This window comes from Nitrosomonas sp. Is37, assembly GCF_033063275.1.
In the GTDB taxonomy this organism is placed as follows: domain Bacteria; phylum Pseudomonadota; class Gammaproteobacteria; order Burkholderiales; family Nitrosomonadaceae; genus Nitrosomonas.
In genome coordinates this window covers 19,345-46,206 of record NZ_JAWJYP010000020.1, presented here as the reverse complement: position 1 = coordinate 46,206, position 26,862 = coordinate 19,345, and the positions used below count along the sequence as shown (strand labels likewise).

23 protein-coding genes and 1 pseudogene are annotated in these 26,862 nt (G+C 46.6%); 8 read left to right on the top strand and 16 right to left on the bottom strand.

Annotation, left to right across the window (positions count from 1 at the left end):
- Nucleotides 1-23 precede the first annotated feature (23 nt).
- From R2Q26_RS10385 to R2Q26_RS10345, 10 genes are all read right to left on the bottom strand, one after another.
- Nucleotides 24-2,435 carry a DNA translocase FtsK gene (locus R2Q26_RS10385; RefSeq protein WP_317536205.1) on the bottom strand — a complete coding sequence of 804 codons (2,412 nt, stop codon included), beginning with the start codon at nucleotides 2,433-2,435 and terminating at the stop codon, nucleotides 24-26.
- A gap of 217 nt (nucleotides 2,436-2,652) precedes the next feature.
- On the bottom strand, nucleotides 2,653-3,615 hold the full coding sequence (locus R2Q26_RS10380) for an ankyrin repeat domain-containing protein (protein WP_317536204.1): 963 nt from the start codon (nucleotides 3,613-3,615) through the stop codon (nucleotides 2,653-2,655).
- A 160-nt stretch (nucleotides 3,616-3,775) separates the two neighbouring features.
- A complete protein-coding gene (locus R2Q26_RS15545) occupies nucleotides 3,776-3,955 on the bottom strand; it encodes a DUF938 domain-containing protein (protein WP_411182336.1) in 180 nt (59 codons plus the stop codon).
- On the bottom strand, nucleotides 3,943-4,185 hold the full coding sequence (locus R2Q26_RS10375; protein WP_317536221.1) for a DUF938 domain-containing protein: 243 nt from the start codon (nucleotides 4,183-4,185) through the stop codon (nucleotides 3,943-3,945). The genes R2Q26_RS15545 and R2Q26_RS10375 overlap by 13 nt, the downstream gene beginning before the upstream one ends.
- A 382-nt stretch (nucleotides 4,186-4,567) precedes the next feature.
- Nucleotides 4,568-5,635 (bottom strand): carotenoid 1,2-hydratase, encoded by a 1,068-nt coding sequence (locus R2Q26_RS10370; protein WP_317536203.1) that lies wholly within the window; start codon nucleotides 5,633-5,635, stop codon nucleotides 4,568-4,570.
- A gap of 12 nt (nucleotides 5,636-5,647) precedes the next feature.
- Nucleotides 5,648-8,197: an FtsX-like permease family protein gene (locus tag R2Q26_RS10365; RefSeq protein WP_317536202.1), complete on the bottom strand. Its 2,550-nt coding sequence runs from the start codon at nucleotides 8,195-8,197 to the stop codon at nucleotides 5,648-5,650.
- Nucleotides 8,187-8,873, bottom strand: a complete 687-nt coding sequence (locus R2Q26_RS10360; RefSeq protein WP_317536201.1) for an ABC transporter ATP-binding protein — start codon at nucleotides 8,871-8,873, stop codon at nucleotides 8,187-8,189. The genes R2Q26_RS10365 and R2Q26_RS10360 overlap by 11 nt, the downstream gene beginning before the upstream one ends.
- A 162-nt stretch (nucleotides 8,874-9,035) precedes the next feature.
- Nucleotides 9,036-10,073, bottom strand: coding sequence for a DUF2278 family protein (locus R2Q26_RS10355; RefSeq protein ID WP_317536200.1), 1,038 nt, complete (start codon nucleotides 10,071-10,073; stop codon nucleotides 9,036-9,038).
- A gap of 99 nt (nucleotides 10,074-10,172) precedes the next feature.
- Complete coding sequence (locus R2Q26_RS10350) at nucleotides 10,173-10,529, bottom strand: hypothetical protein (RefSeq protein WP_317536199.1); 357 nt, start codon at nucleotides 10,527-10,529, stop codon at nucleotides 10,173-10,175.
- A gap of 531 nt (nucleotides 10,530-11,060) precedes the next feature.
- Entirely contained in the window at nucleotides 11,061-11,255 is a 195-nt protein-coding gene (locus tag R2Q26_RS10345) for a hypothetical protein (RefSeq protein ID WP_317536198.1), read from the bottom strand.
- Between the two features lie 54 nt (nucleotides 11,256-11,309).
- Between R2Q26_RS10345 and R2Q26_RS10340 the strand changes: the two genes are divergently transcribed.
- The gene (locus tag R2Q26_RS10340; RefSeq protein ID WP_317536197.1) at nucleotides 11,310-12,389 is read left to right on the top strand and encodes an IS110 family transposase; all 1,080 of its coding nucleotides are present in this window, start codon (nucleotides 11,310-11,312) and stop codon (nucleotides 12,387-12,389) included.
- A gap of 459 nt (nucleotides 12,390-12,848) precedes the next feature.
- On the opposite strand, the gene R2Q26_RS10335 is transcribed toward R2Q26_RS10340, so the two are convergent.
- Nucleotides 12,849-13,046, bottom strand: a complete 198-nt coding sequence (locus R2Q26_RS10335; RefSeq protein ID WP_317536196.1) for a hypothetical protein — start codon at nucleotides 13,044-13,046, stop codon at nucleotides 12,849-12,851.
- 39 nt (nucleotides 13,047-13,085) lie between these two features.
- On the opposite strand from R2Q26_RS10335, the gene R2Q26_RS10330 reads away from it, so the two are divergent.
- Nucleotides 13,086-13,355, top strand: a complete 270-nt coding sequence (locus R2Q26_RS10330; protein ID WP_317536195.1) for a hypothetical protein — start codon at nucleotides 13,086-13,088, stop codon at nucleotides 13,353-13,355.
- A 173-nt stretch (nucleotides 13,356-13,528) separates the two neighbouring features.
- Here the strand turns inward: R2Q26_RS10330 and R2Q26_RS10325 are convergent, their stop codons facing one another.
- The gene (locus tag R2Q26_RS10325) at nucleotides 13,529-15,145 is read right to left on the bottom strand and encodes a Na/Pi symporter (protein WP_317536194.1); all 1,617 of its coding nucleotides are present in this window, start codon (nucleotides 15,143-15,145) and stop codon (nucleotides 13,529-13,531) included.
- A 361-nt stretch (nucleotides 15,146-15,506) separates the two neighbouring features.
- On the opposite strand from R2Q26_RS10325, the gene R2Q26_RS10320 reads away from it, so the two are divergent.
- From R2Q26_RS10320 to R2Q26_RS10310, 3 genes are all read left to right on the top strand, one after another.
- The gene (locus R2Q26_RS10320; RefSeq protein WP_317536193.1) at nucleotides 15,507-16,256 is read left to right on the top strand and encodes a Mut7-C RNAse domain-containing protein; all 750 of its coding nucleotides are present in this window, start codon (nucleotides 15,507-15,509) and stop codon (nucleotides 16,254-16,256) included.
- 216 nt (nucleotides 16,257-16,472) lie between these two features.
- Nucleotides 16,473-18,197: a DNA polymerase/3'-5' exonuclease PolX gene (polX, locus tag R2Q26_RS10315; RefSeq protein WP_317536192.1), complete on the top strand. Its 1,725-nt coding sequence runs from the start codon at nucleotides 16,473-16,475 to the stop codon at nucleotides 18,195-18,197.
- A gap of 14 nt (nucleotides 18,198-18,211) precedes the next feature.
- On the top strand, nucleotides 18,212-19,423 hold the full coding sequence (locus tag R2Q26_RS10310; protein WP_317536191.1) for an alpha/beta hydrolase: 1,212 nt from the start codon (nucleotides 18,212-18,214) through the stop codon (nucleotides 19,421-19,423).
- A 166-nt stretch (nucleotides 19,424-19,589) separates the two neighbouring features.
- Here R2Q26_RS10310 and R2Q26_RS10305 read toward each other — a convergent pair whose 3' ends face one another.
- The gene (locus R2Q26_RS10305) at nucleotides 19,590-19,985 is read right to left on the bottom strand and encodes an aquaporin (protein WP_317536190.1); all 396 of its coding nucleotides are present in this window, start codon (nucleotides 19,983-19,985) and stop codon (nucleotides 19,590-19,592) included.
- 518 nt (nucleotides 19,986-20,503) lie between these two features.
- Here R2Q26_RS10305 and R2Q26_RS10300 point away from each other — a divergent pair.
- The 3 genes and pseudogenes from R2Q26_RS10300 to R2Q26_RS10290 all read left to right on the top strand — a co-directional run bounded on the left by R2Q26_RS10300 (nucleotide 20,504) and on the right by R2Q26_RS10290 (nucleotide 21,982).
- Nucleotides 20,504-20,953, top strand: coding sequence for a hemerythrin domain-containing protein (locus tag R2Q26_RS10300; protein WP_317536189.1), 450 nt, complete (start codon nucleotides 20,504-20,506; stop codon nucleotides 20,951-20,953).
- 362 nt (nucleotides 20,954-21,315) lie between these two features.
- Nucleotides 21,316-21,525 (top strand): annotated as a pseudogene (locus R2Q26_RS10295) (catalase); the annotation flags it as partial.
- A gap of 238 nt (nucleotides 21,526-21,763) precedes the next feature.
- Nucleotides 21,764-21,982: a hypothetical protein gene (locus tag R2Q26_RS10290; RefSeq protein WP_090571915.1), complete on the top strand. Its 219-nt coding sequence runs from the start codon at nucleotides 21,764-21,766 to the stop codon at nucleotides 21,980-21,982.
- 132 nt (nucleotides 21,983-22,114) lie between these two features.
- On the opposite strand, the gene bamC is transcribed toward R2Q26_RS10290, so the two are convergent.
- From bamC to clpB, 3 genes are all read right to left on the bottom strand, one after another.
- Nucleotides 22,115-23,278 carry an outer membrane protein assembly factor BamC gene (gene bamC, locus R2Q26_RS10285; protein WP_317536188.1) on the bottom strand — a complete coding sequence of 388 codons (1,164 nt, stop codon included), beginning with the start codon at nucleotides 23,276-23,278 and terminating at the stop codon, nucleotides 22,115-22,117.
- A gap of 9 nt (nucleotides 23,279-23,287) precedes the next feature.
- Complete coding sequence (gene dapA / locus R2Q26_RS10280) at nucleotides 23,288-24,166, bottom strand: 4-hydroxy-tetrahydrodipicolinate synthase (protein WP_317536187.1); 879 nt, start codon at nucleotides 24,164-24,166, stop codon at nucleotides 23,288-23,290.
- A gap of 86 nt (nucleotides 24,167-24,252) precedes the next feature.
- Nucleotides 24,253-26,853 (bottom strand): ATP-dependent chaperone ClpB, encoded by a 2,601-nt coding sequence (clpB, locus tag R2Q26_RS10275; protein ID WP_317536186.1) that lies wholly within the window; start codon nucleotides 26,851-26,853, stop codon nucleotides 24,253-24,255.
- Between the last annotated feature and the right edge of the window lie 9 nt (nucleotides 26,854-26,862).

The following is a 26,862-nucleotide window of genomic DNA, read 5'->3' as shown; positions in this document are numbered from 1 at the left end:
GCAAGTAATTAATCAGTGCTTTCTTAGTCATCTCGGTTAGGTGCTAATACTTCCCGGTTACCATTGCTCTGCATAGCGGAAACAAGACCAGCGCGTTCCATTTCTTCGATCAGGCGCGCCGCTCGATTGTAACCAATACGCAGTTGTCTCTGCACTAGCGAGATCGAAGCACGGCGTGATTTGACTACAATGGCCACCGCCTCATCATACAGCGGATCAGTTTCCCCTCCTGCCTGTCTACTCGTTTCACCATTCTCGCCACTCAATTCATTTTCTTCATCGCTTGCCTTGAGCACTTCTTCAACATAACACGGCTCGCCATGTTCCTTGAGATATTCTACTACCTTGTGCACTTCATGGTCCGCGACGAATGCGCCATGAACCCGTTGCGGATAACCGCTGCCTGGTGGCAGATAGAGCATGTCACCTTGACCGAGCAAGGCTTCTGCACCCATTTGATCGAGAATGGTGCGTGAATCAATTTTACTGGAAACCTGGAAAGCTATTCGTGTCGGAATATTAGCCTTAATCAGACCTGTAATGACATCGACCGAAGGTCGCTGCGTTGCCAGCAACAGATGTATTCCAGCCGCGCGGGCTTTCTGCGCAAGCCGTGCGATTAGTTTCTCGACCTTTTTCCCCATGATCATCATTAGATCAGCCAGTTCATCGATCACCACCACAATCAAAGGCATTTCTTCCAACTGTGCAGGTCCATCCGACGTCAAACCGAGTGGATTAGCCAGTACTTCCTCATTCTTTTTGGCATCGCAGACTTTTTGGTTATAGCCAGCAAGATTACGCACTCCGAGGGAAGACATCAGCTTATAACGCCGTTCCATTTCGGCCACGCACCAATTGAGTGCACTGGCGGCATCGCGCATATCGGTCACAACCGAGGTCAATAAATGAGGAATTCCTTCATAAACAGATAGCTCCAGCATTTTCGGATCAATCAGAATTAACCGAACTTGCTCAGGTGTTGCTTTGTAAATCAGACTTAAAATGACCGCATTGATTGCAACTGACTTACCAGAACCGGTCGTTCCTGCCACCAGTGCATGAGGCATTTTCGCGAGATCAGAGACAATAGGTCGACCACTGATATCCTTACCGAGTGCGATGGTCAAAGGTGATGACATATCTGCATACGGTTGAGAACTGAGGATTTCATGCAGCCGAACCATTTGTCGCTTAGGATTGGGAATCTCCAGACCCATCGTGGTTTTACCAGGAATAGTTTCGACCACGCGAATGCTTGCCACGGAAAGCGCACGCGCCAGATCCTTGACTAGATTGATGATTTGATTGCCTTTGACACCGACAGCAGGCTCGATTTCATAACGAGTAATGACCGGCCCCGGATGGGCTGATACGACTTTAACTTCAACACCAAATTCCTGCAGCCGGCGTTCAATCAGACGGGAGGTAAATTCCAGCGTGTCATTGGATAGCAACTCAACATCTTTTTGCGGTTCATCCAGCAAATGAAGTGGTGGCAACAGCGCATTAGATGAATCGGTAAAAGAAGAGGTTATTTTTTCTTTGACGATACGAGCAGGTTTCTGAACAGCGGGCTCAGGCAGCTGCTCAGGCAACTCTATCCGTAAGGGTGGAGAGGAGGGCTCGACAGGCTTTTTCTGATCTTCTCTGACAAGCTTTTTCTGATCCTCTCTGACAGGCTTTTTCTGAACCTCTCTGATCGGCTCCTTATCTTCTTTATCCTCCTTAAAGTGCATCAAGGAGGAAGTCTCTTCGTCACGACGATTCCGCAGGGCCAATAAGCGATTCCACATGGCTAATAAGCGATTCCACAGGGAAAGACATGATTCTTCAATGGTCTCGCCTATTTTTTCAGTAATGCGTATCCAGGATAGTCCTGAAAACAAACTGAATCCAATCGCCATTAGAATGATAAAAATAAGCGATGTACCAGTAAACCCGAGCATCAGGGAAAGATTTTTACTCAGGATTTCACCCAGTACACCTCCTGGCACCAAGGGAAGCGATATGTTAATCGTATTGAAACGAAGCGATTCGAAACCGCTACTGGCTGTTAGCAGAGTCATAAATCCTGTCAATGAAATAAGCAGCGCTCGCGGATCGAAGATGCTGGTAATATCGATACGGCGATAACTCCACAGGATTGCCGAAAGGAAAAAAACTACCCACCACCACGCTGAAGCACCAAACAGGTAAAGCAACAAATCTGCCAGCCAGGCGCCAGCTCTGCCCCCTGCGTTACCGATCTGATCGATATGGTCGCTATGTGACCAGCCGGGATCAGCACGATTAAAACTAATAAAGATTAATATCAGATACAAGGCGATACCGCTCAGTATCAGACAACCCGCCTCTCGAAACAATTTGGCGATTCTTGGTGACAAAGGGTTATTGTTAGTCTTCTTCGCCATTGGTTTATTGACAGCAGTCATGCAAATATCAGAAATAAAGAAACAAAAACCAGTTTGATTTTATGGAGATTATAAAGAAATTCTTAAGTAAGCTCTTATCATTATCGTTAATTCACTTATGAATCAGCGAAACAATAGGTATATTGCAAAGTGCTTCATCATAAGTAAGTTACTACGATTTCTGGTGAAACGACCTTTTCACGAGCTCTGAGCAATTTTTGAATTCAGAAAAGCTTGCTTAATTGTTGGCAGCTTTAAGCAACTCAATGATTGCCGGATTCTTGGCCATATCCAGTGCAGTTTTTCCGCTCGCACTTTCAAGCTTGGAATTCGCACCCTTTGCTAATAACAATTTGACGATATCCTCATACTCGTGGAGGGCCGCCCACATCAATGCCGTAATGCCATCCTGATTCTGTTGATCGATATTAGCTCCTTTTACCAGCAAGGTTTCAACTACAGCTGTTTGGCCATTCTGGGCAGCTAATATCAACGCGGTAAAATCATTGGCAGCCTTTAGATTAGGCTGTGCACCACTAGCCAACAATGTTTCGACCACTGCCTGATGCCCTGACAAAGCAGCCAAAATCAGTGCAGAAGCGCCATTTGTGTCTTGCAAATCAGGTTTCACCCCTTTTGCTAGCAATGCTTTTACAATTTCCAAGTGACCGTTCTGGGCAGCCAAGTGCAGCGCAGTCGTTTGAGCCTCGTTTTGCAAATTCGGGTTAGCTCCTTTTGCCAATAAAGTGTTGACAATAGCAGTATGACCGAAGGCAGAGGCAATCATCAAGGGCGATAACCCATTTTTGCTTTGCAGATCTGGGTTGGCGCCTTTTGCCAGCAAGGCATCGACAATGGTTGCATGGCCATTCTTAGCTGCTAGCAGCAATGCTGTTCCTCCTTGAACATTCTGGAGATCAACCGCCGCATTATTTTTCAATAGTAAGTCCACGACGGCAGCATGACCATTCTGCGCAGCAACCGCCAGTGCGGTAAACCCGTCAGGATTCTGCAAATCGACCTTGATACCTTCTCCTAGCAATTTCTCGGTAGTTGCCACATCGCCAGTCAGGGCTGCCTTGAGAAAATCCACTTCATTGATAGCAAAACTCACCGATGACTGGATAAGCAGCATGGCTGCTATAGCCATAAATATTAAACGTTTGAATTTCTCGCCGATCAAAATTTTTATATTTTTCATTAATCTACCTGAAATAACGTGATCTTTAACAGTGGGCAAGTATAACGCACCCCCTCTTTTCTGTCGTACTACTTTTTATAAGGAAAGTAACATAACATCCCATCAAAATTGCGATGAGGCTAACCAAATCCCCCATGCTATCAACAGATTTCTGCCTATTCTACAAATCAGCAACACCTGCAGAACGGAGCCTCGCATCAAATTCCTTGTTTCGAATCCGTGGAAAATTCTTCATCGCCCGGAAAGGTCCGTAAATCAGTAAGAGTCCACCGTCCTTAAGCAGAAGTTGCACACATTTCATCATGCCATCTGCCATTGAAATAGGCGCTACCTGAAAAATATTGATACAGAAAATTGCGGCAAATGACTTTTTCGATCCTGGATTAAACCAAGTTCCGGTTTGGTCAAATCCAGATGAACAAGATCGGTAATATTACGGCCACCCAGTTTACGGGTCAGCTTTTTAATGTTGTCAAAAACTTCGATATCTTTATCGGATGGCTGAAAATGCAAATGATTAAAATAAGGTGCAAAGTAATTGATGTGCATGCCACCACTGTCACTGGTCAGCTCCAGAATGCGTCCGGACCCTTAGGTAACTTTTCTTTGAGAACCCATAGAATGGGTTCATGGTTACACGGGCATGCCCAGGCAACATACTCGCTTAACGGATGAGGATCCAAAGAGACATTTCTTGATTCATACGTAATTTCTCCTGCTTATGAAGTTTTATTGACGAGCCTAATTCGTTGAAACTGACTGAACATTGTAAATAAAAAAATTACAGCCAGAACAGTGAAACAAAAGTAAAAGATCAGGAAATTAACCGGAGGAAATTATTTTAATGTCAATGGCTTGACTGCTATCAGGTGACAGGTAATGTATGATAACACGAATTTCGTAAGCGCTGAGTTTCACCTCGAATGACTGAATCGTTAATTCATTTAATCAACTACATCGACAGCGCTTTGTCATAGCCGGTCAGTTCCAGGTAACCGCGTCCAGCCGGCTGACCATCACGCATAATGGTCACTGCCCCTTCCCAGTAAACAGCACCAGTTGTTCGGCGTGAATCGAGCTCCTGATCATCCATCAGCGGCTCGAGCTGCCATTCGATGTTGCCGGTTTTGATGCGCATGGCAACCGGATAGACTGCGTCGGTATGGGGAGAGTGCCATGAGCGCACAGGATGAAAGCTGACTTCCTCCGGTGAAAAAATGGTCATGTTACCCGAGGGGTCGCGCAAACCAGCATACCCCCAGATTTTTTTGCCATCTTTGTCGCGCATCTGAAAGGCCATGAGTACGGATCCATCGTCGAGATTGGCGCCCGTCCAATCCCATCCTTCCGCGTTCGGATCAAGATATTCTGAAGACCATTCGTGATCGAGCCAGGCGCTGCCTTTAACCGGTACGACTCGCTCATTACGCTTTACCGTGCCGCTGACTTGTAAATGCGGTTCGCTGTAATAATAGCTGGCTTGCTCTGGTTTCGGCCCTTTGCGGGAAAAGCCATTTAAATCCTGCAGCATGAGCGGTTGGGTAGGCGTTAGCGACAACGCAAGTGCAAAGTCGTCTCCCTCCACATAAGTGCGGTAGTGGCCATCTGCTTCGCGGATAAAATACCAGTTATCCAGCTTCACATCGCTATTACCTGCTTTGGCATAAGCGAGACCAAAACCTTCGCGCGCGGTTTTCTCCTCATGCAGCAGCTTGCCAACTATTGGATCGGACAGGGCCGCATGACCAATGATCAATCGTTTAGGCGCAAAACGGCTGGGATTATCCTCATCGTGCGCAGTGGTTGGGCGAAAGAAAGTAACCTGAAAGCCGAGCGGTTGCTGATCGGGGGTTTCCAGCCAGCCTGTCACATACCACCATTCAATGCGGAAATTTTTATGTGCACCAAAATCCTCTGGAAAAATCAGCGGTCTTGGCGTCACAGGTGTATACACCGGCGATGCTGCCAGGCACACATTCAGCGTTGTCAGCAATATAAATAGTATGAGCAGTTTGTGCATCACGAACTCTCCTTACCAATCCTCTTTGACCGCACGTATCACATTACCGGCAACAGCATGTCGTCCAGCGAGCAGCGCAGTCAACGCCGCTGCCATCAGCATGGCAAGCGCCATGATGATCAGCCATTGCCACGGCACATGGAGCTGCATTGTCCAGTGGAACGACTGCGGGTTAACGATAAAAATAAGAATCAGGCTGATACCCCCTCCCAATAAGAATCCGATGGTGATGCCGAAACCGGTCAGCAATCCCCCTTCCAGGGCCAGCATGCGATAGATCTGACCGCGCGTCACGCCGATATGGCGCAACATGCCAAATTCTTTGACACGCCTCAGCGCTTGCGCCGAGAAACTGGCTGCCACACCGAGCAATCCTACCCCGACTGCGATCAGTTCCAATAAATAGGTTACCGCAAAACTGCGGTCAAAAATCTTCAGGCTGATTGCCCTGATTTCATTTGGCTGCCAGAACGTCAATGTATCGCCAAATAGTAGCACTTTCAGCGCAGCCATAACCTGCTCAGGTGTAACGCCGCCCTGTAACCAGAGCGCCGCTTCATTGACCTGCAATTCACTCGTTACTTTTTGATAATCGCTCAATTGCATCTGGATGGCGCCAAATTGACGCCCATAGTCACGCCATACGCCAGCGACAATATAATCCTGCTGCACCTCGCTCAGTGGCAGTGCCACCCGTTTGCCTACCCGGTAATCATAGAGGTCGACCATTGCTTCCGATACCCAGATAGGGATTGCCTCTGGCGGAATTTCTGTGGAATTTAACGCAGTGTCTGTCATCGGCAGAGTATTGCCTGGATCAGTCTTATCGATTGGTCGGGCAATCAGTGTAACAGTTGGTCTAGTCGGATCCAGGGTAATCTGCAGCGAGCGGATGAAATCGATGCGCTCGATCCCCGTTGTTGCAGCGATCACTTGCTGCTCCTGGGGTGTGAAGCCAAGCGCATCCTGACGAACCTCTGTGCGCACATAGATATCGGCAGGCAGAATATGCGCCAGCCAGTCTTCTACCGATATGCGGAAACTCGCCACCATGATCGCCATCGCTACCATCAGGCTGAAACTTACCAAAACACCTCCTAGTGCAATTGCAGCTTGCTGTGGCGCATTTGCTAGTCTGGCTAAAGCCAAAGTAGTCAGCGCACCTGCTGTCAGGCGGTTAAATACGCGAAATAGGCCGGAAAAAAGCAATGCAGTTAATGACGGCATCCAGGCGATACCGCCGATCAGCAGCAAAGCCACCGCAAAATAGCCAAAAAAGGGCAATTCCGCCACAGGTGGCAGTTGGGTCAAGATGACTGCCAGCAGTAAACAGATCAGCGCGGGCCAGGGAGTTTGCAATTTTGTCAGTGCGATCTCCTCGCTACCCGATTTGAGTGCTGGCGCGGAATGGGCACGAGCCGCTTCCCATGCGGGTAGTAGGCTGCCTAATAAGGTAACACCAATACCCAGTACCAAAAAGAGTACAGCCGCTAATGGGCTCAACTGAATGCTCGGCTTGATCTCAGAGAAAAATCCCCCGCCGAGATCCCCACCGTAAATATGCAATGCCGTTGCGGCTAATGCATAACCCAGCCCGAGTCCCAGCAGAGAACCGAGTATGCCAAGGAGGCTGCTTTCCCGCAAGATCTGCAACAGGATTTGATTGCGCGTCAGCCCAAGTACGCGCAACAGAGCAAATTGGGGGCGCCGCTGCAAAGTGGACAGTACTTGTGTCGAGAATACCAAAAAAGCACCGGTAAACAACGCAACCAGCGCCAACACGTTCAGATTGATGCGATATGCACGCGACATGTTATGTACACGCCTTTCCTGGTCGACGGTTTCGGTTACCAGGTATTGTGCGGGCAGTTCCTTTTCAAGGGCTGCTTTAAATCCACGGTGATGGACACCTTGTTTTAATTTAAGATCAATGCGCGATAACACACCAATGTGATCAAAATGCCACTGAGCTGCGCCAATATCCATGACCGCAATACGCTGACCAGCATGTGCCCTGACCAGGCCACCTGCTACCCGCAGTGTCACAGTTTTGGTACCCAGACGCAGCGGCAGTCGGTCTCCCTGCTTGACTTCCAGCCATTCCATCGCCGCAGGCGACAGAAAAATGGCATCGTCTGACAGCATGTCGAACGCGCGACCTTCCTCAGGTACGCCGACTAAATCCGGAGTTATGGTTATAGCCCGATACACATCGATCCCGAGGATTTTCAAGGTATTGTTTCTGTCATCTTCCAATTTAGCAGGAACGGCAACCTGAATTTCTAGCACTGGACTTGCGATCGCCACACCTTCATGCTGCGCCAATAGTGGATAGAGCATTTCATCAAAGGTCGGTTGCGTTGCGCGCACTTGCAAATCGGATTGACCGGACAAGCTTTTGACGGCTGCAGAAAACTCATTGACTGCCGCGGTATTAATCAAATGGATCGAAAAACCCATAGCTATCCCCAACGCAATCGCAATGAGCGCAGCCACGATTTGCCAGCGATGCGCTTGCCACTCACCCTGCAGGAGCCAACGAGACAACAAATTACGATACATGTGAACGCGCTGGATTTAAGGGATGCAAGCCAGCCTTGGTCAACAGCAGAATGCTATCAGCCGTTGCTGCAGCTGCTTGGGAATGGGTAACGATAATGCCAGCAGCATCATTGGCTTTGATTTCAGCGCGCATCAATTGGAGAATTTCCTGCGCCGTATCCGGATCGAGATTACCTGTTGGCTCATCGGCCAGAATCAGCCGCGGGCGATGGACCAGCGCCCGTGCAATCGCCACCCGCTGCAATTCTCCACCCGATAATTGGCGTGGAAAATCCTGCTCCCGTCCCTGCAGCCCGACTGCGGATAACATTTGTTTGGCACGATCAAGCGGCAAATGATTGAGCAACAGCGGCAATGCCACATTTTGCAACAAAGTCAAATGAGGCAAAACATGAAATGCCTGAAAGATAAAGCCAAAATGACGCCGCCGCAGGGAGGTAGCGGCGTCGTCATCACGTGCCGACAGCTCGACGCCATCGACCCATATCTCGCCAGCATCAGGTACATCCAGGCCGGCAATCAGGTTCAGTAGCGTCGATTTCCCCACTCCTGATTCCCCCATGATGGCCACATACTCACCGGCTGCGAGGGTATACGACAAATCAGACAGCACCTGGCGTCCATTCGCATAGGCCTTGCTGATGCCACGTAATTCTAGGGTAGGGGTATTTTTCATGATAAGATGATTGTCCCATGAAAAAGACTCAAAAAGCAGCAATACAGATAAAACAGATCAAAATATCATTTTATCAGCTTTCAAACCTATATCGATTCAGACTACTGACTGGCATACTCAATGGAATCTAGCTACCCTAACAAATGATCAAATGATTCCGCTTCAAAACACGATGGTCCAACCACTACGACATTGCTCTTTGGTATAGGATACGCCGTGATATTTAAGCCCATCTGGATTGAGTAGGGTGATAATGCCACCATTGTTGCCTAGCTTCGCGCCTTGACCATCCAGTTTTACGACACCGGTCGCTCCTGGATTTAGCTGCATATTACTGATAAAAGATCGCTTCTTATTTTTATCGGCAATCAACCAACCGGACAAGTCAATAGTATTTGGAGAACGATTAATCAAGGTCACCGTTTCATTCTCCTGATCGCTCCCTTCCGGATTAACCAGTGCCGCTATGATTTGGACACTAGGTTCTATTTTAGGGGGAATAATGCTTTCGCATTCAGGAAGCCTGTGACCTGTTTGATCGTCGCTATGCCAGCATTGTGACTGGAAAGCGAAAAAGACAGCGACCCATTGTTCCGGCCAAATCTCCGTGCCAGCCCCAACCTGTTCTACACTTGGAAAATGAAAAAGTAGTCCACCATCCTGCCAAACACCATCTTCCTCAACATACTGCTCCACATTACCTTGATTCATGTGAATATTGTGAATACCATTCCCAGGTAGAAAACCAAAATATTTGTCTTTTATTTTTGCTTCAGGCCCCCAGCGTTCACCGAAAGCGTAAATACTTGCCCGTTCGTCACCGATAGCACGTTGCACATAAGCATCTAATTTTTCATTGAGGTCATTATCTGGACCTGGAAGATTATGCGGTAAAGGGCGAATTTGTCTTGGGTCGAATAGATTGCCACGTATGAAATCGAGCGCCATTTTACTAGGTGCATTCTCGAGTCGAGTAAATCCCTTATCCAGTTTGACCAGCTTTTCCAGAATAGGATGGCGGAAATCATCAATGATCAAATATAAAAGCTCAGAAGGGGCCAACTTGGACTTTACATTAACTGCGATACGATAATCCGTCGTATCGTCGATAACGTGTACTTCATAATGCGGACTGGAACCTTGTCCTATGATTTTATTGATAGCCTTACCTTTAAGAACGCCATATTGTTTTAAAGCCATGATTCCTCCTAAAAAATGGATGGGTTGAATTAGGGGTAGCTTTTGAAAACTGTTGCTCAAATCTCCATGATTTTTCTATATTCAGCCTATTAGCTGAGGTTATTCGTAGATGACAAAATTGTCGGGCGAGGCAGTTAAATGAACCGCTTTGCTATTTTTCGACTCAATCTTGATTGATGAACCTATTTGAGCTGGCTCGGCTGAATAGGTATATTTTAGAAATTTGGCGCTTAAATTGAAAAAGGTGTGTGGTCCGGTCGTTACTGGGTTACCGTTATTATCGATATATCCTTTTTCCTTTCCATCGGAAAAGCAGTTCGGCATCAAAAAATAGAACACTATATCTTCCCAGACTGCAGGTAAAGGTGTGAATCGCCATGCTTGATAAGAGGCCCAGTCGACATCTGCAATCGATTGTTCGATTTTATCGTGGGTATTGTTATCTATATTTCTCATGGTTTTTTTAGCCTCCATTCTTTATTTAAATTTAATGAATTCATGGCAAAGCTGCTTCTCAGCTTGGTGGAAAATCCTTAAACTGCTCAACATCCGTGATTACTATCTTTGGTTTTCCCTGTGAACTTGGCAGATACATGCTCGCTTTCCCAGAGACATAACCATAGTTATAGTTGCAACCTTGACTCCAGCTATTTGATATTGATATTTTGAATAGGGTTGCAGATTAGCTAACGCTGGTTTCCAAAGTAAATTGGTTATCCGGTTTTTTTCTGTAATATTTTTGATCGCTTATACAAAGCTATTTAATGACCAAAAAAAGCAATAGGTTATTAATTCCTCCTGATCTGATGGTCATTGTTTCCCATCTTTATTCCCATCACAATACGTGCAAATACGTAAGGAAAAGTATCTTAATAAGTAATCATTCTGGTTTTTTGATTTCTGAAATATTTAACCCAAGAACCGCAGTTGAGCGCTTGGATTGATATCTAAGTATATGATATATATGTATTTTATAAATTTTCTCATTCACCACAATGGTGAGGCCACTATGAGATGCATCATATGTCGCTCCAGGCACGAATGCGGCGTTGCTCTTCGTTGCAGGAAACGACCCTGCAGTCTCATCGCGCCTTGTCTCGCTCCTGGATCACCACACACTCCACCTCGTCCAACTGAATAGAAAAGACTTCCCCTACTCAAAGCGGTATCACCGCACGGCATCGATGTGCCAAGATTAAAGATGAGTTAATTAATCAAAACGAGAGGAGAAGTCAAATGAGAGTTTCAACGAAAACAGAAAGGATTGCAACGCTTAAACGAATAGGTGTGGACAGCTCAAAACATTACCTGCATGTGCATGGTGTTGATAGCGGTGAGCGAGTTGTTTTAGTTAAGATGTTACGACGAGAAGAGTTTCTTGCCTGGGCGGCAAACATTCCCAAGTGTGTGATAGGTTTTGAAGCCTGCTCGAGCAGTCATTATTGGGCACGGGAATTAAGTAAGCTGGGGCATGAGGTGAAATTGATGGCAGCCGAATACGTATCGCCGTACCGCAAAAGCAGAAAAGGCAAGAATGATGCCACTGATGCGGAGGCGATTTGCGAAGCGGTAGGTAGGCCAAATATGCAGTTTGTAACCGTTAAATGCGAGGAACAGCAATCCCTGTTAGTGCTGCATCGCTTGCGCGCTGGGCTGGTTGGCGAGCGCACGGCGCAGATGAATCGAATCAGGGGGTTACTGGCGGAATTTGGCATCTGGATTGGCAAGACAGTGGCTAAATTGGAGAACCGGTTTAGTAAACAGGCAGAAGAACTGGCCCGGCTACCACTACTGGCAAAAACCGGGATTGAGTGGGCACGCGCCCACTGGAAGATGCTGGATGAGCGTATCGCAGAGCTGGACAGACAAATTAACCAGGTTGCCAAAGGAAATGAAGCCGCAGGGAAAATCCAGAAGATAATAGGAATAGGCACCCTCACAGCCAGCGCAGTGACTGCCACCATCATCGATGGCAAGCAATTCAAGAACGGTCGGAAATTTGCAGCCAGCATTGGCTTGGTGCCCAGCCAGCACAGTACAGGTGGTAAAGCAAAGCTGGGGCGGATCACCAAACGGGGAGATAGCTATTTACGGCACCTGCTGGTGCAAGGCGCACGTTCAGCCTTTGTAGCAGCGAGAAGGCGCAAACCGGAGAAACTGACACGCTTGGAGAAATGGATGCTGACATTGAATGCGCGAGTGGGTTACTACAAAACATTGGTCGCAATCGCCAACAAGCACGCCCGAATCATCTGGGCAGTACTGGCTAAAGGTGAAGCATTCGATCCGAAACATGGTGAGAGCCAGCCGACATGAATTAAATGAATGATGGTTTTCTTCACTCAAGCTGTAACCTTTGGAGAGATAGGCAATAGGTCGGACCGGCATGGAAAGAACCTGGTAAAAAAACCCTGGCTTGCTATTCAATCGGAAGCCCGATCAGCAACCGATGGTGGAGCCGTTAACTGAATAGGGAATCCATGCGCGGATTTTATCGTGGCCCGGCCGCACAAGTGGCCAAACAGAGACCGGCTATAGAGCAGCAATGACATTTTCTCCGACAACGCCATCATGACAAAAGACAGCATAAGTGAAGATGCAATCAGAGAACATCATCACACAAGATTTAAACAAATGGAGTGGCGTAAATCAGAGTGCAACCCCATGCCCACTTGCTAATACGGTATGAATATGGGTTATTAAGAATATACTTTACGAGGAAGTAAAATTTATCTTGCAATCATGAGGAAGTCCTTATAGGTTCTTAGGTTTAACTCAATCGATCATATTAGCTGTTCGGGGAGTCGGTGCTTGCAGTGCAATCCGATGGAGTAACCTGCCCAGCAGATCTGAACCGGTAATAATGCGACGTCTTTCCTTACCCCATACTAGAATCAGGTCTTCGTCGATGACACTATCGCCCCGCCGTTTCGGCCGTACCGTCAACTGAGTCAGCGTCTGTCCAAGGGGCAAAGCAGATCACGTATTACCAAAGGATGATGGCACAAATAGATGGGATCAAAAGCTGTTGGTCGAACAACGCAGTACGCAACAGCACTGAAGCACTCACCATTAAGCAAGGTTCATCGGCTTCATCCAGCAGTACTATCCACTTCTTATCGCTGGCTGCGAGCCGTTGCAGAAACGGAGCCTCCATACTACGTATGGGTGATCTCCAGCAATAGGGGATCGATCATTACGAAACGCCAAACGATTCACGCTTTGCAGGGCAAGCAGCTCTCCTTCTTGACTAACCAGCAAATATCTAGTGCAGGTAATTGATTGCACCGACAGCCTCAACGTGGCTGATTTTTATACCAGCACCACCAATATGTTAATCCAGCATTTGTCTGAGCTCATACTCACACAATTGGCCCAGACATAACACAATACCGAGTCAGATGAACAGCTCACTCATGAAATATTCCCCGTTAGATGTGATCGAAGTTGAAGCTTCACTCATCCAAGGAATCTGGCGGTTCCATCTCGTCGTTTTCGGCCATTTCTTCAGCCAAATAATGGCATAGACGCCAGGTATGATAGGTTACACGCTCCAGCCAGCGAATGGCATCCAATGCCTCCAACGCATCGAACGGACTCTGTTTGCCATTGGCTGTCTGGCGCAAGATAACCAGACGCTCGTCGCGGCGTAACTCTGCCAAGGCTTGCGCTTGGCGCTCCATCTGTATCATCCAGTTGGACGATACCGGCTTGAGCAATCCCTGGCGTGCTAACGCCAGCACCTTTTGGCAGCGGTTCAACGCACTCTGCAGCGCTGGCTGGGCCATCACCTTGCGTGCGGCTATAGACAAGTTCAAACGGGTGAGCAAACGTGCCAAATGATCAATCGCGTGCAATTGGGCCATTCGCGAGCGGGATAGCGGTTCGTCATCGGCGATAGGTGGAATCTTTGCAAAGAAGTGTTGTGTCGTTTTTAAAGCACCCTTGACTTCAACTCGCTGCAACTCGCTTACACGCGCCACCGCACTGCTCAGCAACTGATTCAGCAAGCTGATTGTCTCAAGCGTAGTAACGATCAAGGTACGGCGCGTGGACTCGAGCGCAACTGCCGGAGCCTGTAACAACGTATCGTCCAGGTGACGGGTAAGGTGCGGCCCCTGCTCAGGCAGTAGCCGCTCGATCGAACGCGCAAAAGCACGGTTAAAAGGCAGAAAAATCGCCACGCCCAAGGTAATGAACGCAGTATGGAAAGCAGCTAGACTTACCGCACCCGGCTCCAAACCCATCTGTTGTTGTGCGAATGCCAGTCCCCATAAAAATGCTGGCAGTAATAGCAGGGCTATGACGCCGGTAACCAGGTTGAATGCGATATGAGCAAGTGCAGTGCGTTTGGCGGAGACGCTGCCGCCACTAGCTGCCAGGGCGCTGGTAACGGTCGTACCGATCGCTGCACCGATCACGAGTGTTGCTGCCTGATCGAAATTAACTGCATTGACATGCAGGGCAGTCAATGTAGTTGCCACCACTGCACTCGAAGACTGCATGATGACCGTCATGAGGATACCGATCACCACCGTTACCAGGTGGCTGATCACTCCGGTCGATGGCAGCGCAGCCAGATCGAAGATCCCGGCCATATCCTGCATGCTGTTTTGCAGCTTATCGATGCCCACGAAAATCAGGCCAAATCCTGCCAGAGCAAGACCCAGCGAGCGCCAGCGACCATGGGAAAGTAACCGTAACAGTGCACCGATGCCCACCAGCGGCAATGCGTAAAAACCCAAACTCACTTTCAAACCAAGCATCGAAACTACCCAGCTAGTCCCAGTAGCTCCCAGACTTGCGCCCAGCACTACGCCTACCGCCTGCGGGAAAGTAAGCAAGCCTGCACTGACGAAGCCAATCAGCGTCATAGTGGTCGCGCTGGAAGACTGTACCATCAAGGTCACCAGCGCCCCGGACGCAAACGCCTTGTAAGGTGTGCCAGTGAAGCGCACCAGGGCGCGGTTAAGCGCATCACCGACTAACGCCTTGAGTCCATCAGTGAGCAGCACCACGCCCATTAAAAACAGGCCAATACCTCCCAGCAGCTGGAAAATCATGGCGGTCATGACCAGATGACCTCAAGCGAACAAAACAATCTGCGCACTTCCAACATTGATTTGATCAATCTCTATTTCCCCAGTTTGTACCAAAATATGCAGATGATTGTTGGTAGTATGCATCAATACTTATTTATGATCACCATTCCCGGCATTTTCATGCAATTTAACCTTAACCTGGGCTTGTTTCGTTCCAGTTGATAGCAAGATCACTCTGCACTCGACTCATTCCTTTTATTCTTTTTGATTTTGTCCGAGGTAACGTGGTACGCTCCAGCTGTCAATATGCAAAAGCGAGACCAAATGATTGACGTATCAAACTAGATTTTCTGATAGTTTGCCACATGACAATCGTCTAAGAGCAGAGAAAATGCAACCAGATAAGGTAGCTGAATTTCGTTTCTATGCTGAGCTGAATGATTTTCTTTCTCCCGAGCAACGGCAGCAAACGATGCGCTGTCGTTTCAGTGGCCATCCAGGAATCAAAGACCCGATCGAAGCCTTCGGTGTACCTCATACCGAAGTTGAGTTAATTATTGTAAATGGTCAATCGGTGAGATTCGATTATCGACTGCAGGCTGGCGATCGTGTCGCTGTCTATCCGATTTTCAAAAAACTGGACATAAGTCCTTTGCTCAGACTACGCGAAAAAATCACATCTGATCCTCGCTTCATCCTGGATGTCAATCTGGGCAAGCTCACCAGATTCCTGCGTTTACTGGGCTTCGACAGTCTCTATCGTAACGATTATCGGGATTCGATGATTGTGAAGATTGCAGTAAGCGAGCAGCGTATTGTGCTGACCCGAGACCGTCGCCTGTTACATGCCAAACAGATTCAGCATGGCTATTGGGTGCGCGCAGTCGATGTCGAAAGCCAGATTGATGAAGTCGTGCGCCGCTTTGATCTATGCAGATTGATTCACCCTTTTGCACGATGTCTTGTCTGTAATGGTCTGCTAGCTCCCGTCGACAAGATCAACATATTGCATCATCTTGAGCCCAAGACGAAACGTTACTATGAAGTCTTCCGTCAATGCGTCAATTGCCAGCGAATCTACTGGGAGGGTTCACACCTGGAGAACATGCGGCGACGCTTCGCTGCCTTGCTGACATGCTAGCACACTATTCCGGCCCGCCTTCGAAGGCCGGCATTCTTCAAATAAAAGCTGCAAAATCAGCAAAGTTGGAATAAATACCGTTGCACCAGCTTTGCAAAACTGGTCAAAAGCATGGGAAGCTACTATGATCATAGCAGCCCCTCATGAACGTGCTTCCAGCTTGTTTATAACAGATTTTTTTCCTTTGCTTTTATTCTAAATAACAAAGGAGTCGCTATGCCTATCCATAATGCTGATATTGCAGCCATCTTCGAAGAGATCGCTGATTTACTGGAAATTGAGAATGCCAACGTGTTCCGCGTGCGTGCTTACCGTAATGCTTCCCGTACCTTGCAGGAACTGGGTAAAGATGTCCGCACCATGGTTCAAAAAGGGGAAGAGTTGACTAGGCTTCCTGGTATTGGCGAGGATCTCGCCAACAAAATACGGGAAATCGTCGAGACTGGTCACTGTGCCATGCTGGATAAGCTGCACAAGCAATTGCCGTCAACTATCACGGAATTGCTAAAAATTTCCGGGCTGGGACCAAAACGGGTAAAAATTTTGTACCACGAATTGGATATTCATACTATGGAGCAATTGCAACGCGCGGTACGCGATCACCGTATTCAGAGCTTGCCTGGCTTCGGTGAAAAAACCGAGATACGCATTGCCGAAGCCTTGACCATTCATGCTGGCAGCACCAGCCGCTTTAAATTGGCCATTGCGGCCCAGTATGCTGAACCCCTGGCAGCTTGGCTTCGCACGATTTCCGGCGTACAACAGGTGGTCGTAGCAGGCAGCTATCGACGGGCCAAGGAAACGGTAGGGGATATCGATATTCTGATTACTGCTAGCCAGAATAGTCCGGTCATGGCCAGTTTTTGCAACTATGACGAAATAGCAGAGGTGCTCTCTCATGGCCCTACCCGTAGCAGTGTAGTCCTTAAAAGTAAGCTACAAGTGGATGCGCGCGTGGTGAAGCCCGAGAGCTACGGTGCAGCGCTGCATTATTTTACTGGCAGCAAGGCCCATAACATTGCCATTCGCCGCCTAGGCCAGGAACGAGGACTTAAGATCAATGAATACGGTGTCTTCAAGGGTCAAACGCGCATTGCTGGTGAAACGGAAGAATCCGTCTATCAGTCTGTAGGGCTGCCGTTCATCCCACCGGAGTTGCGCGAAGATCGTGGTGAAATTGAAGCGGCCAGAAGTGGGCGTTTACCCAAACTTATCGAGCTGGGTGATCTGAAGGGTGATCTGCATGCTCACAGTAAGGCAAGCGACGGTCATGACACCCTTAAAGAAATGGCTAGCGCTGCTCAACAATGTGGCTTTGAATATCTGGCTATTACCGAGCATTCACGCCGGCTCACTGTCGCCCATGGTCTCGATCCGGTACAACTGGCCAAGCAAATTGACGAGATTGACCGTCTTAACGAGCAATTAACAGGAATTACGCTGCTCAAGGGTATTGAAGTCGATATTCTCGAAGATGGCAACTTGGATCTACCAGACTCGATACTGACAAAGCTAGATCTAGTAGTAGGTGCCGTGCACAGCCGCTTCGAATTGTCCCGCGCCAAGCAGACTGAACGCATTCTGAAGGCCATGGATCATCCCTATTTCACACTGCTCGCTCACCCTAGTGGGCGACTCATTGCCAGGCGCGAACCCTACGATGTCGATATGTTGCGTATTATCCGCAAAGCCAGGGAGCGCGGTTGTTACCTGGAGCTCAACGCTCAACCGGAACGACTGGATTTGCTCGACATTTATTGCCAGGCAGCCAAGGATGAAGGCGTTCTAATTAGCATCAACTCGGATGCGCACAGCGTGTTGGATTTCAATAACCTAAGTTTCGGTGTTGGTCAAGCACGACGTGGCTGGCTGGAGAAGCAAAATGTACTGAATACACGAACATTACAAGAACTACAGCCACTTCTCAAGCGTACGATGTAAGGCAAAATTGGAACATGCATTACACTACTTTGGCATTTATATTTTGGCTGCTAACGATGCTTGCAGGCTGCGCGCATCGACAGTTCGTCACCCAACCCCTCCCGCGCTGGGGCAAGGAAATCCCTATCAACCATACAAATAATGCAACTCCCCTGCTCTTGCGCATATTACAGCCTACCGACCCAAGCAATGCACCAGCTTGTTTACTCCTCGTTCATGGCATGAACGAATATATCGGACGTTATGGCGAAATTGCCCGTTATTTCGCTCAGCGCTTCGTCGTAGCAGGGTTCGATCTCTATGCGCACGGCCTGTCTAATCCAATTCTGCAACAGGCGGATCAAGCGCTGACTGCGGGTGCTGCTCAACAGGAAGTGAGTGATGCGTATCTAGCACAAATCCCACTATATAATCTGGAGCCAATGCGACAAAACCTAGATCAGGCGTTGAAACACTTCATCATCTCTTGCGATAAACAGGGGGAATCGGACAAACCGATCTTTATTGTTTCTCATAGTTTGGGTTCTCTGATTGCCGCTTCTTATTTATTGTCGACTCAAAATAAGAGCGAACCAACAAAGCGGGTGCAAGGCATTGTCTTGCTCGGGCCGGCCTTTTCCGTTACCGAAGTTCCGGGCTGGCGCGGCTGGCTGGCAAATCCACTCATCAAGCTATCATTTCATGCCCAGGAGCATTTCTTGAATCCGCAGAACGAGCCTTTGCCACTAATGATCATGAATCAGATCGTGTCCCTTGTTATCGTGCCTTTGCTCGATGGAATATTTGAAGTGTTATCCTGGCCAGGCCTGCGAACGCTATTCACACCGGCCACACCGGATTGGGTGGTAGACTATTTCACCGATAGTGAGGAAGAAAAGGCCCGTATCCGCGCAGATGGCTGGTTCATCCGTCGCACTCTGCTACGATATGTCAAAGGAATCGAAGCGGAAATAGTTCATTTTCGCCGTCATATGAGCGAATTTGCTATTCCTTATTACCTGATTTATTCGGTCCATGACCCGATTACCCCGGCCTGGGGTAACCAGGATTTTGCACGTGCTACCCTACAGAATCATCCTGATAATGAGTTGTTGCCCCTACCGAAATTGAGCCATCATGAGCATCTTTTCTCATCACAGCCGTTACGAGATGAGTTCCTAAAAAAAATCGAATACTGGCTGAATCTTCGGCTGCTTTCTTTGAATCGCGAAAAAACAATAAAATAGGAAAAATTATTTATTGGATTAGATATAAGCATTACCGATAATAAATATATTTCTTGGTATCAGGCTTTACTGTGTTGAGAAGAAGTCAACTAAATAAGCTTTTCCTTAGAATTAGCATACAGAGTAGTGATAGGTAGCTTGCACAACACTCTCCTGTAAATCTATTCTATGTGTCATCCTGATTTAACACAGTGAAAACCAATACTGCCAATATCCCACCCGTTAAATCAGCAACCAAATGAGCCCAAATACTACTCCAACTCATCAGACTCATTAACAGAGTATTAGTTACTACGTCAGCATTGAAAATACCGTTTGACATTCCCGCTACAGAAAATGTGCCGGTCATCAGCATAAAACCAGTAGCAAAACTATAAAAAGAATTACTACTTGTGCCCTTCGCGCTCACAGCATTCAAAATTACATAAACCAATGCAAAGGCAAACAAAAATTCAGCAATGAATAATTTCGTTACATCAAGTGTATCCCCTACAGTAGCCGAACTCGCCAGAAATTGCGCAGTACCTGCCGCAACGACTGCACCCGTGACCTGAGGAATCATATAATCGGCAAATCAGCAACTAAATTCATATCATACAGCAAGTCTCCCACCATCATCACAGGACTGCAGCGCGCTCCAAAAATATGCTTATTTGCATAAGTCATTACCATCATTCTCGAACCTGTCGTCAAGAGCTTCGTCTGCTTAGAATGAAAAAATTTTTAATTGACCTCCTACACTCATTTGCAAGTTGAGGAGAATTAGACATATGTTCAAATCTTGAACGCCCTTTATTTGCTATCACTTTCAACAAACTTCCAATAATATCGCCATAGCTCATTGTTTAACCATTTTGATTAGATAATCCAGATGAAAAATCACTTTAAAGCTACTTAAATTTCCCTGAACTTATAATCTTTAGTTAATCTAAAATGAGAAAGTGAGTAAATACGTAATTTCAATAATGCTGATATATCAATTAATTTTATATATTTCATTATCTTACTAATTCATTTTTACGCACGTATTCCTCCAACATTGATATGCTGAACAATAATCCATGTTATGAATGAACTTCCATGAAACGTCATAAGAGTCTTTATCCTTTGTCTCATGATCATCATCACGCTCTTGTCCAGGCAAAAAATCTGCGCATTGCCTCTTTCGGTTCCGATATAACATCACTTCATCGGATTGCCACTCACTTTATCGCGTACTGGGATACCAACCTTCAAACTCATTTTCGTCAAGAAGAGGAGATACTCCTACCCGTTTTCTCTCAGTATTCACCGCGAGGCTGCCAAGAAATTATTGAAACCTTAAAACAACATGTCGATATCCAACAAGCCGTAAGTCAGTTGAGAAAAAACATTGAGCAAGAAACAGCGCTGGCTGGAGAAAGTCAAAAGCTTTCGGCGCTGCTCAGTATGCATATCCGCTATGAGGAGCAACATCTATTCCCCGCTATTCAGGAAATTGTACCCGAGGAAGCATTATGGGAAATCAATCGTCATTTCACCGAGAAATAAACGCACTAGCAGCAAATATGTATATTCACAGTCATCTGATTACTACCCCTTTGAAATGCAGATTATCGTTGGGCAATAAAATTATCGACTGTAGCATGATACTTATTTTACGTCTTCAATGATTATGTCGTTTAATAAGCGTTCTACAGGCAGCCTGGCAGCAGATATATGTACAAAAAATTTTCAGAAAATCATGGGGCAATTATTACTAACAATTTCACAAAATATTTGAAATTTTTTTGTTTTTTGTGAGGAAATTAGTAATACCTCAATATATTAATTATTAATTTAGGCGCTGATCGAAAAGCTTTGAAGTCAACTTTTAGGTAACACACTAATCCACAACTGTAAAGAAGTGAACTATGAGTGACAAAAAGAAATTGACTAAAGTACGGGTGCCCAGTTGTCGATAATCAGAATGTGAAGACAACAGGACCACGTGGCCCAATGTTGCTGCAGGATGTCTGGTTTCTGGAAAAACTAGCCCATTTTGATCACGAAGTTATTCCTGAACGGTATATGCACGCTAAAAGCTCGGGGGCCTATGGTACATCTTCACCGTGACGCACGACGGCTAACAAATATGCTGTAAACAAAAGGCAAATCTCCCAGATTCCAAGCTTGATTTCTCAGCAGAAGGTAGAAAAGCAATTGAGCATCCTATTGAAGATACGATAGATTTAACTAGAAACAAATTAAAAGATTATAAAATTTTTGTAAACTCATGCTTGAGCAGTGAGGTATTTTCGTTATATACTGAATTTGTCACAAGTTGTTTTTAGTTACAAATTTTAATAAGGAATCAATATAATGAGATTTTTTCTGATCGCCGCTGCTTTAGCAACCATAACACTGACGGGATGTGGCAAACCAGGTCAAGCATTACCTGAAACTGAGAAAGAAGCCTATAATAAAATCATCTCCGGCCAAAAAATGGAATGCCCTCATGGCTTAGATGCTAATGGCAACTGCCTTAAAGAAGGTGGAGATGCACGTCCATATGGCGGCACCAGCAAACCAGGTCATTAATAATATAATAACCAAAGAGTAGCTAATAAAAAAACCGCCCTGCTGGGCGGTTTTTTTATTAGCCTTCTTACCTTCTTGCACAAAACTAATCTTGTTTACTTTTATTCATTAGATTGGCACTACTGCAACTCACTATTTAAGTTGCTCATACAATAAAGTAAGAATTCGATTAGTTGCCCCTGATTCATCCTGTGTACCATCCTCATAGAGTACCTTAACCTCGCTATTAACTCCGACCCCGCTTACCTGAATACGATATCGCTCTGCTTTTGAATCAGTATTACTTCGCCAAAATGCAAGTTTTGAAAGTATTCCCTCACCCTCGCTCGCTTTTCGACTTTCAAGATCAGGGTCAGCATAACGAACAAAATAAACACCGTTTGCTCTATCTCGATCCTCAACAGTGAAACCTACACGATCGAGCGCCAATCCTACACGACGCCATGCTCGGTCAAATGCTTCATTAATTATTAGCACACCACCCCTCGTTTTATCCATATAAGCTTGCTCTCTAACGGCACCGGCACCATTCGCTGCAGAAGCTACTTCTTGTCTGGCGAGCTCTTCTCCTGCACCAAAGCGTATCATCAGCCGGGCAAGCATTTCAGCTTCCAGATCAGGATCAGCAGGACGCGGTTGCCAGACAGTACGATTTGTACTTCTTTCAGCAAATGCTTCATACATACCACGATGGCTAATATAAATTTCTGTTTCACCTGATTCACTTCGCTCTAGCCGGGTACGAAATTTGTCACGCTCAGCAGTTGAGTACAAGCTATCGAGAAAAGTCGAAAGAACACTCCGAATAATATCTTGGGGAATTTTTGCGCGATTCTCTGCCCAATCAGTCTCCATAACCCCCACATCAGGCGCCTCAACCTTAACTAGAAACCCTAAATCCTGCCAGAATTCTTTGACTATTGGCCAGACGTCTTCGGGAGCTTGACGAACCACTAACCAACGTTGGGTACCCGATCGGGCAATATGGGCGGCACTCCCACTCTTTGCTCCAGGCAATATAGAAGAGCTACTATAAGTTTGTGGTTGCTCTTCGCGCTCTCTGTTATATGTAGAAAATGTTGCACTTCCTGTAGAAGAGACATCAGGTACTGCGTAGCGATCATCTGCAGAGGGCGTAGTCAGATCAGGCGGTACTTCCAAGGGAGGTATTTTACCAGCTGATTTATAATCTATTTTTTTACTTTCTGGCAATAAACTAAATGAATTACAACCAGAAACCATCAACACCCATACTACGCTCAGTATGATTGTTCTTTGGTATTTTACACTCGACATCGTACACCTTTAAATCATTACCTCAGCTTGTTTCATTGCATCTTTGATCAATTGATGAAATTGACTTGAGAGCGGTGTTAAAGGTAATCGAATTCCCGAACCTATCAAACCCATTTGCATGACAGCCCACTTTACTGGGATTGGATTCGCTTCAACGAACAAATCCACATGCAATTTTAACAGCTTATTGTTAATTCTACGCGCGGCAATCAAATCTCCTGCAAACGCTGCATGACACATTTCATGCATTAATTTCGGTGCAACATTTGCAGTCACTGAAACGACACCATGACCTCCTAACAGCAGCAATGCAAGTGCAGTGGCATCATCCCCGCTATACACGCAGAAATCCAGTGGCACACGATGTAATAAATCACAACCGCGCGCAATGTTACCTGTCGCATCTTTTATTCCAATGATATTAGGAACTTGCGCAAGCCGAAGAACGGTATCGTTGGAAATATCAGCAACCGTTCTACCTGGTACGTTATATAAAATCATCGGAATATCAACCGCTTCTGCCACTGCCTTGAAGTGTTGATAAAGTCCTTCCTGGGTTGGCTTGTTATAATAGGGAACTACCGATAAGCAAGCAGCTGCCCCCGCATCTTTGGCAAAAATCGTCAGATCAATGGCTTCTCTCGTGGAATTCGCGCCAGTGCCAGCAATGATTGGTATTCGTCCGGCCGCATGCGATACCGCAGTTCGTATCAGCAAATTGTGCTCATCAAAATCTACGGTAGGAGATTCACCTGTTGTTCCGACAACCACTATAGCAGCGGTCTTTTGCGCAATATGAAAATCGATTAGCGCACGAAACCTCTCCAGATCCAGAGCGCCATCTTCAAACATCGGTGTAACGATCGCAACCAGACTACCTTTTAGCATAAGGTTTTACTTTAAAAAAAACAATATTCTACCTGAAACTATCTCTTTTCATGCATTATTGCTTCGCTTTCTTTCTAAGAAAAAAATCATGCAGACTTGGAAAATGTTAAAACACCGTTTACACAATCAACTCTGATCGTATCTTTAGCAGCAAAATTACCTTGCAAAAGTTCTTTGGCGAGCGGATTTTCGATTTGTGATTGGATAGCACGTTTTAATGGACGAGCCCCGAATACAGGATCAAAACCGGCACGCGCAAGTTCTGATAAAGCAGCATCGGTTACTTCCAGCTTAATTTCGATTTTAGCCAATCGTGCTTCCAGGTTCCGCAATTGAATCTGCGTAATCGCTTTAATATGCTTTTCATCCAGTGAGTGAAATACGACAACTTCATCAATGCGATTAATAAACTCGGGGCGGAAATAAGTTTTCACTTCTGCCATCACCGCGAGCTTGATGACTTGATAATCATCTCCACTCATTTGTTGGATCATTTGCGAGCCAAGATTGGAAGTCATGACAATTACTGTGTTTCTAAAATCAACTGTACGTCCTTGACCATCTGTCAGGCGCCCATCATCAAGTACCTGCAACAAAATATTAAATACATCGGGATGAGCTTTTTCTACTTCATCAAGCAAGATCACTGAATAAGGTTTCCTGCGTACTAATTCAGTAAGATAGCCACCCTCCTCGTAGCCAACGTAACCGGGTGGAGCGCCTATCAGGCGTGCCACAGAATGCTTTTCCATGAATTCCGACATATCGACCCGGATCAAGTGCTCTTCGGAATCAAATAAAAATTCAGCCAGCGCTTTACATAATTCTGTTTTACCTACGCCGGTAGGTCCCAGAAATAAGAAAGAACCATAAGGCCGGTTGGGATCAGACAATCCTGAACGTGAGCGACGGATAGCGTCCGAAACAAGACGTGCCGCCTCATCTTGTCCTACCACTCGTTCATGCAATTTTTGCTCCATTTGCAGCAGCTTTTCCCGTTCACCTTGCATCATTTTAGCAACCGGTATACCTGTGGCACGGGAAACAACCTCGGCAATTTCCTCAGCTCCTACCTGAGTCCTGAACAATTTAGGTTTATTTGCATCTTTAACCTGGGGTATCACTTCACCTTGCTGGATCTGCTCTGCCAGCTGTGTTTCCAGTTGAGGAATACGGCCATATTGCAATTCAGAGACCTTTTGCCAATCTCCTTTGCGCGTTGCGGCTTCCACTTCCTTTCTAAGCTTTTCTAATTCCTCCTTGATCTGATGCGAACCTTGCGCACGTGATTTTTCTGCCTTGAGGATTTCTTCCAGATCAGCATACTCGCGCTCAAGTTTTTTAATCTCTTCTTCCAGCAACGCTAGGCGTTTTTGTGAGGCCTCATCCTTTTCTTTTTTCATCGCCTCCCGTTCAATCTTTAGTTGAATCAGACGGCGATCAAGCTTGTCCATCACTTCGGGTTTCGAATCCCGCTCCATGCGAATCCGCGCAGCGGCTTCATCAATCAAGTCGATAGCCTTATCCGGCAAGAAACGGTCAGTAATGTAGCGATGAGACAATTCCGCGGCAGCCACAATAGCCGGATCAGTGATGTCTACACCATGATGCACTTCATAACGCTCTTGCAAACCACGCAAAATGGCAATGGTTGCTTCTACTGTTGGTTCATCAACCAGCACTTTCTGGAAGCGGCGTTCTAATGCTGCATCCTTCTCAACATATTTGCGATATTCATCCAAGGTAGTCGCGCCGACACAGTGCAATTCTCCTCTGGCCAGCGCCGGTTTGAGCATATTGCCAGCATCGATAGCGCCTTCCGCCTTTCCCGCTCCTACCATGGTATGCAACTCATCAATAAACACAATGGTGCGACCCTCATCCTGGGCGATTTCTTTGAGTACCGCTTTCAATCGTTCTTCAAATTCACCTCGATACTTCGCGCCAGCTAATAATGCAGCCATATCGAGCGATAGTACACGTTTATTTTTTAGCGTATCAGGTACTTCTCCGTTTACGATGCGTTGAGCTAGCCCTTCTACGATGGCGGTTTTTCCCACTCCAGGCTCACCAATCAGTACCGGATTATTCTTGGTGCGTCGCTGCAATACCTGAATGGTTCGCCGAATTTCATCATCACGCCCAATTACTGGATCCAGCTTACCCATGCGTGCGCGCTCAGTTAGATCGAGGGTATATTTTTTCAATGCTTCGCGGCTACCTTCTGCCTCTGCACTCGATACACTTTCACCACCACGCACCGATTTGATCGCTTGTTCCAAAGCATTACGGTTGGCTCCATACTGCTTTAATAGTTGCCCGGTTTCACCTCTGTCCTCAAGCGCAGCCAGCAGAAACATTTCTGAAGCAATGAACTGATCTCCAAGCTTTTGCGCTTCCTTATCTGTTAAATTGAGCAGGTTATTAAGATCGCGCGAGATACTGATTTCTCCACCTGCTCCTTCAACTTTGGGCATCCGTTCCAGACTTTTTACGAGCGCGTCACGGAGTGGACTAACATTTACACCTGCACGCTGCAGCAGTGAAGAAGCTCCTCCATCACCTTGTTGCAGGAGTGCAAGCAGCAAATGCTGGGGCTCAATATATGGATGATCCTTGCCCAACGCCATACTTTGTGCTTCACCCAGTGCCTGTTGAAATTTTGTGGTAAGTTTATCGAAACGCATAAAACCTCC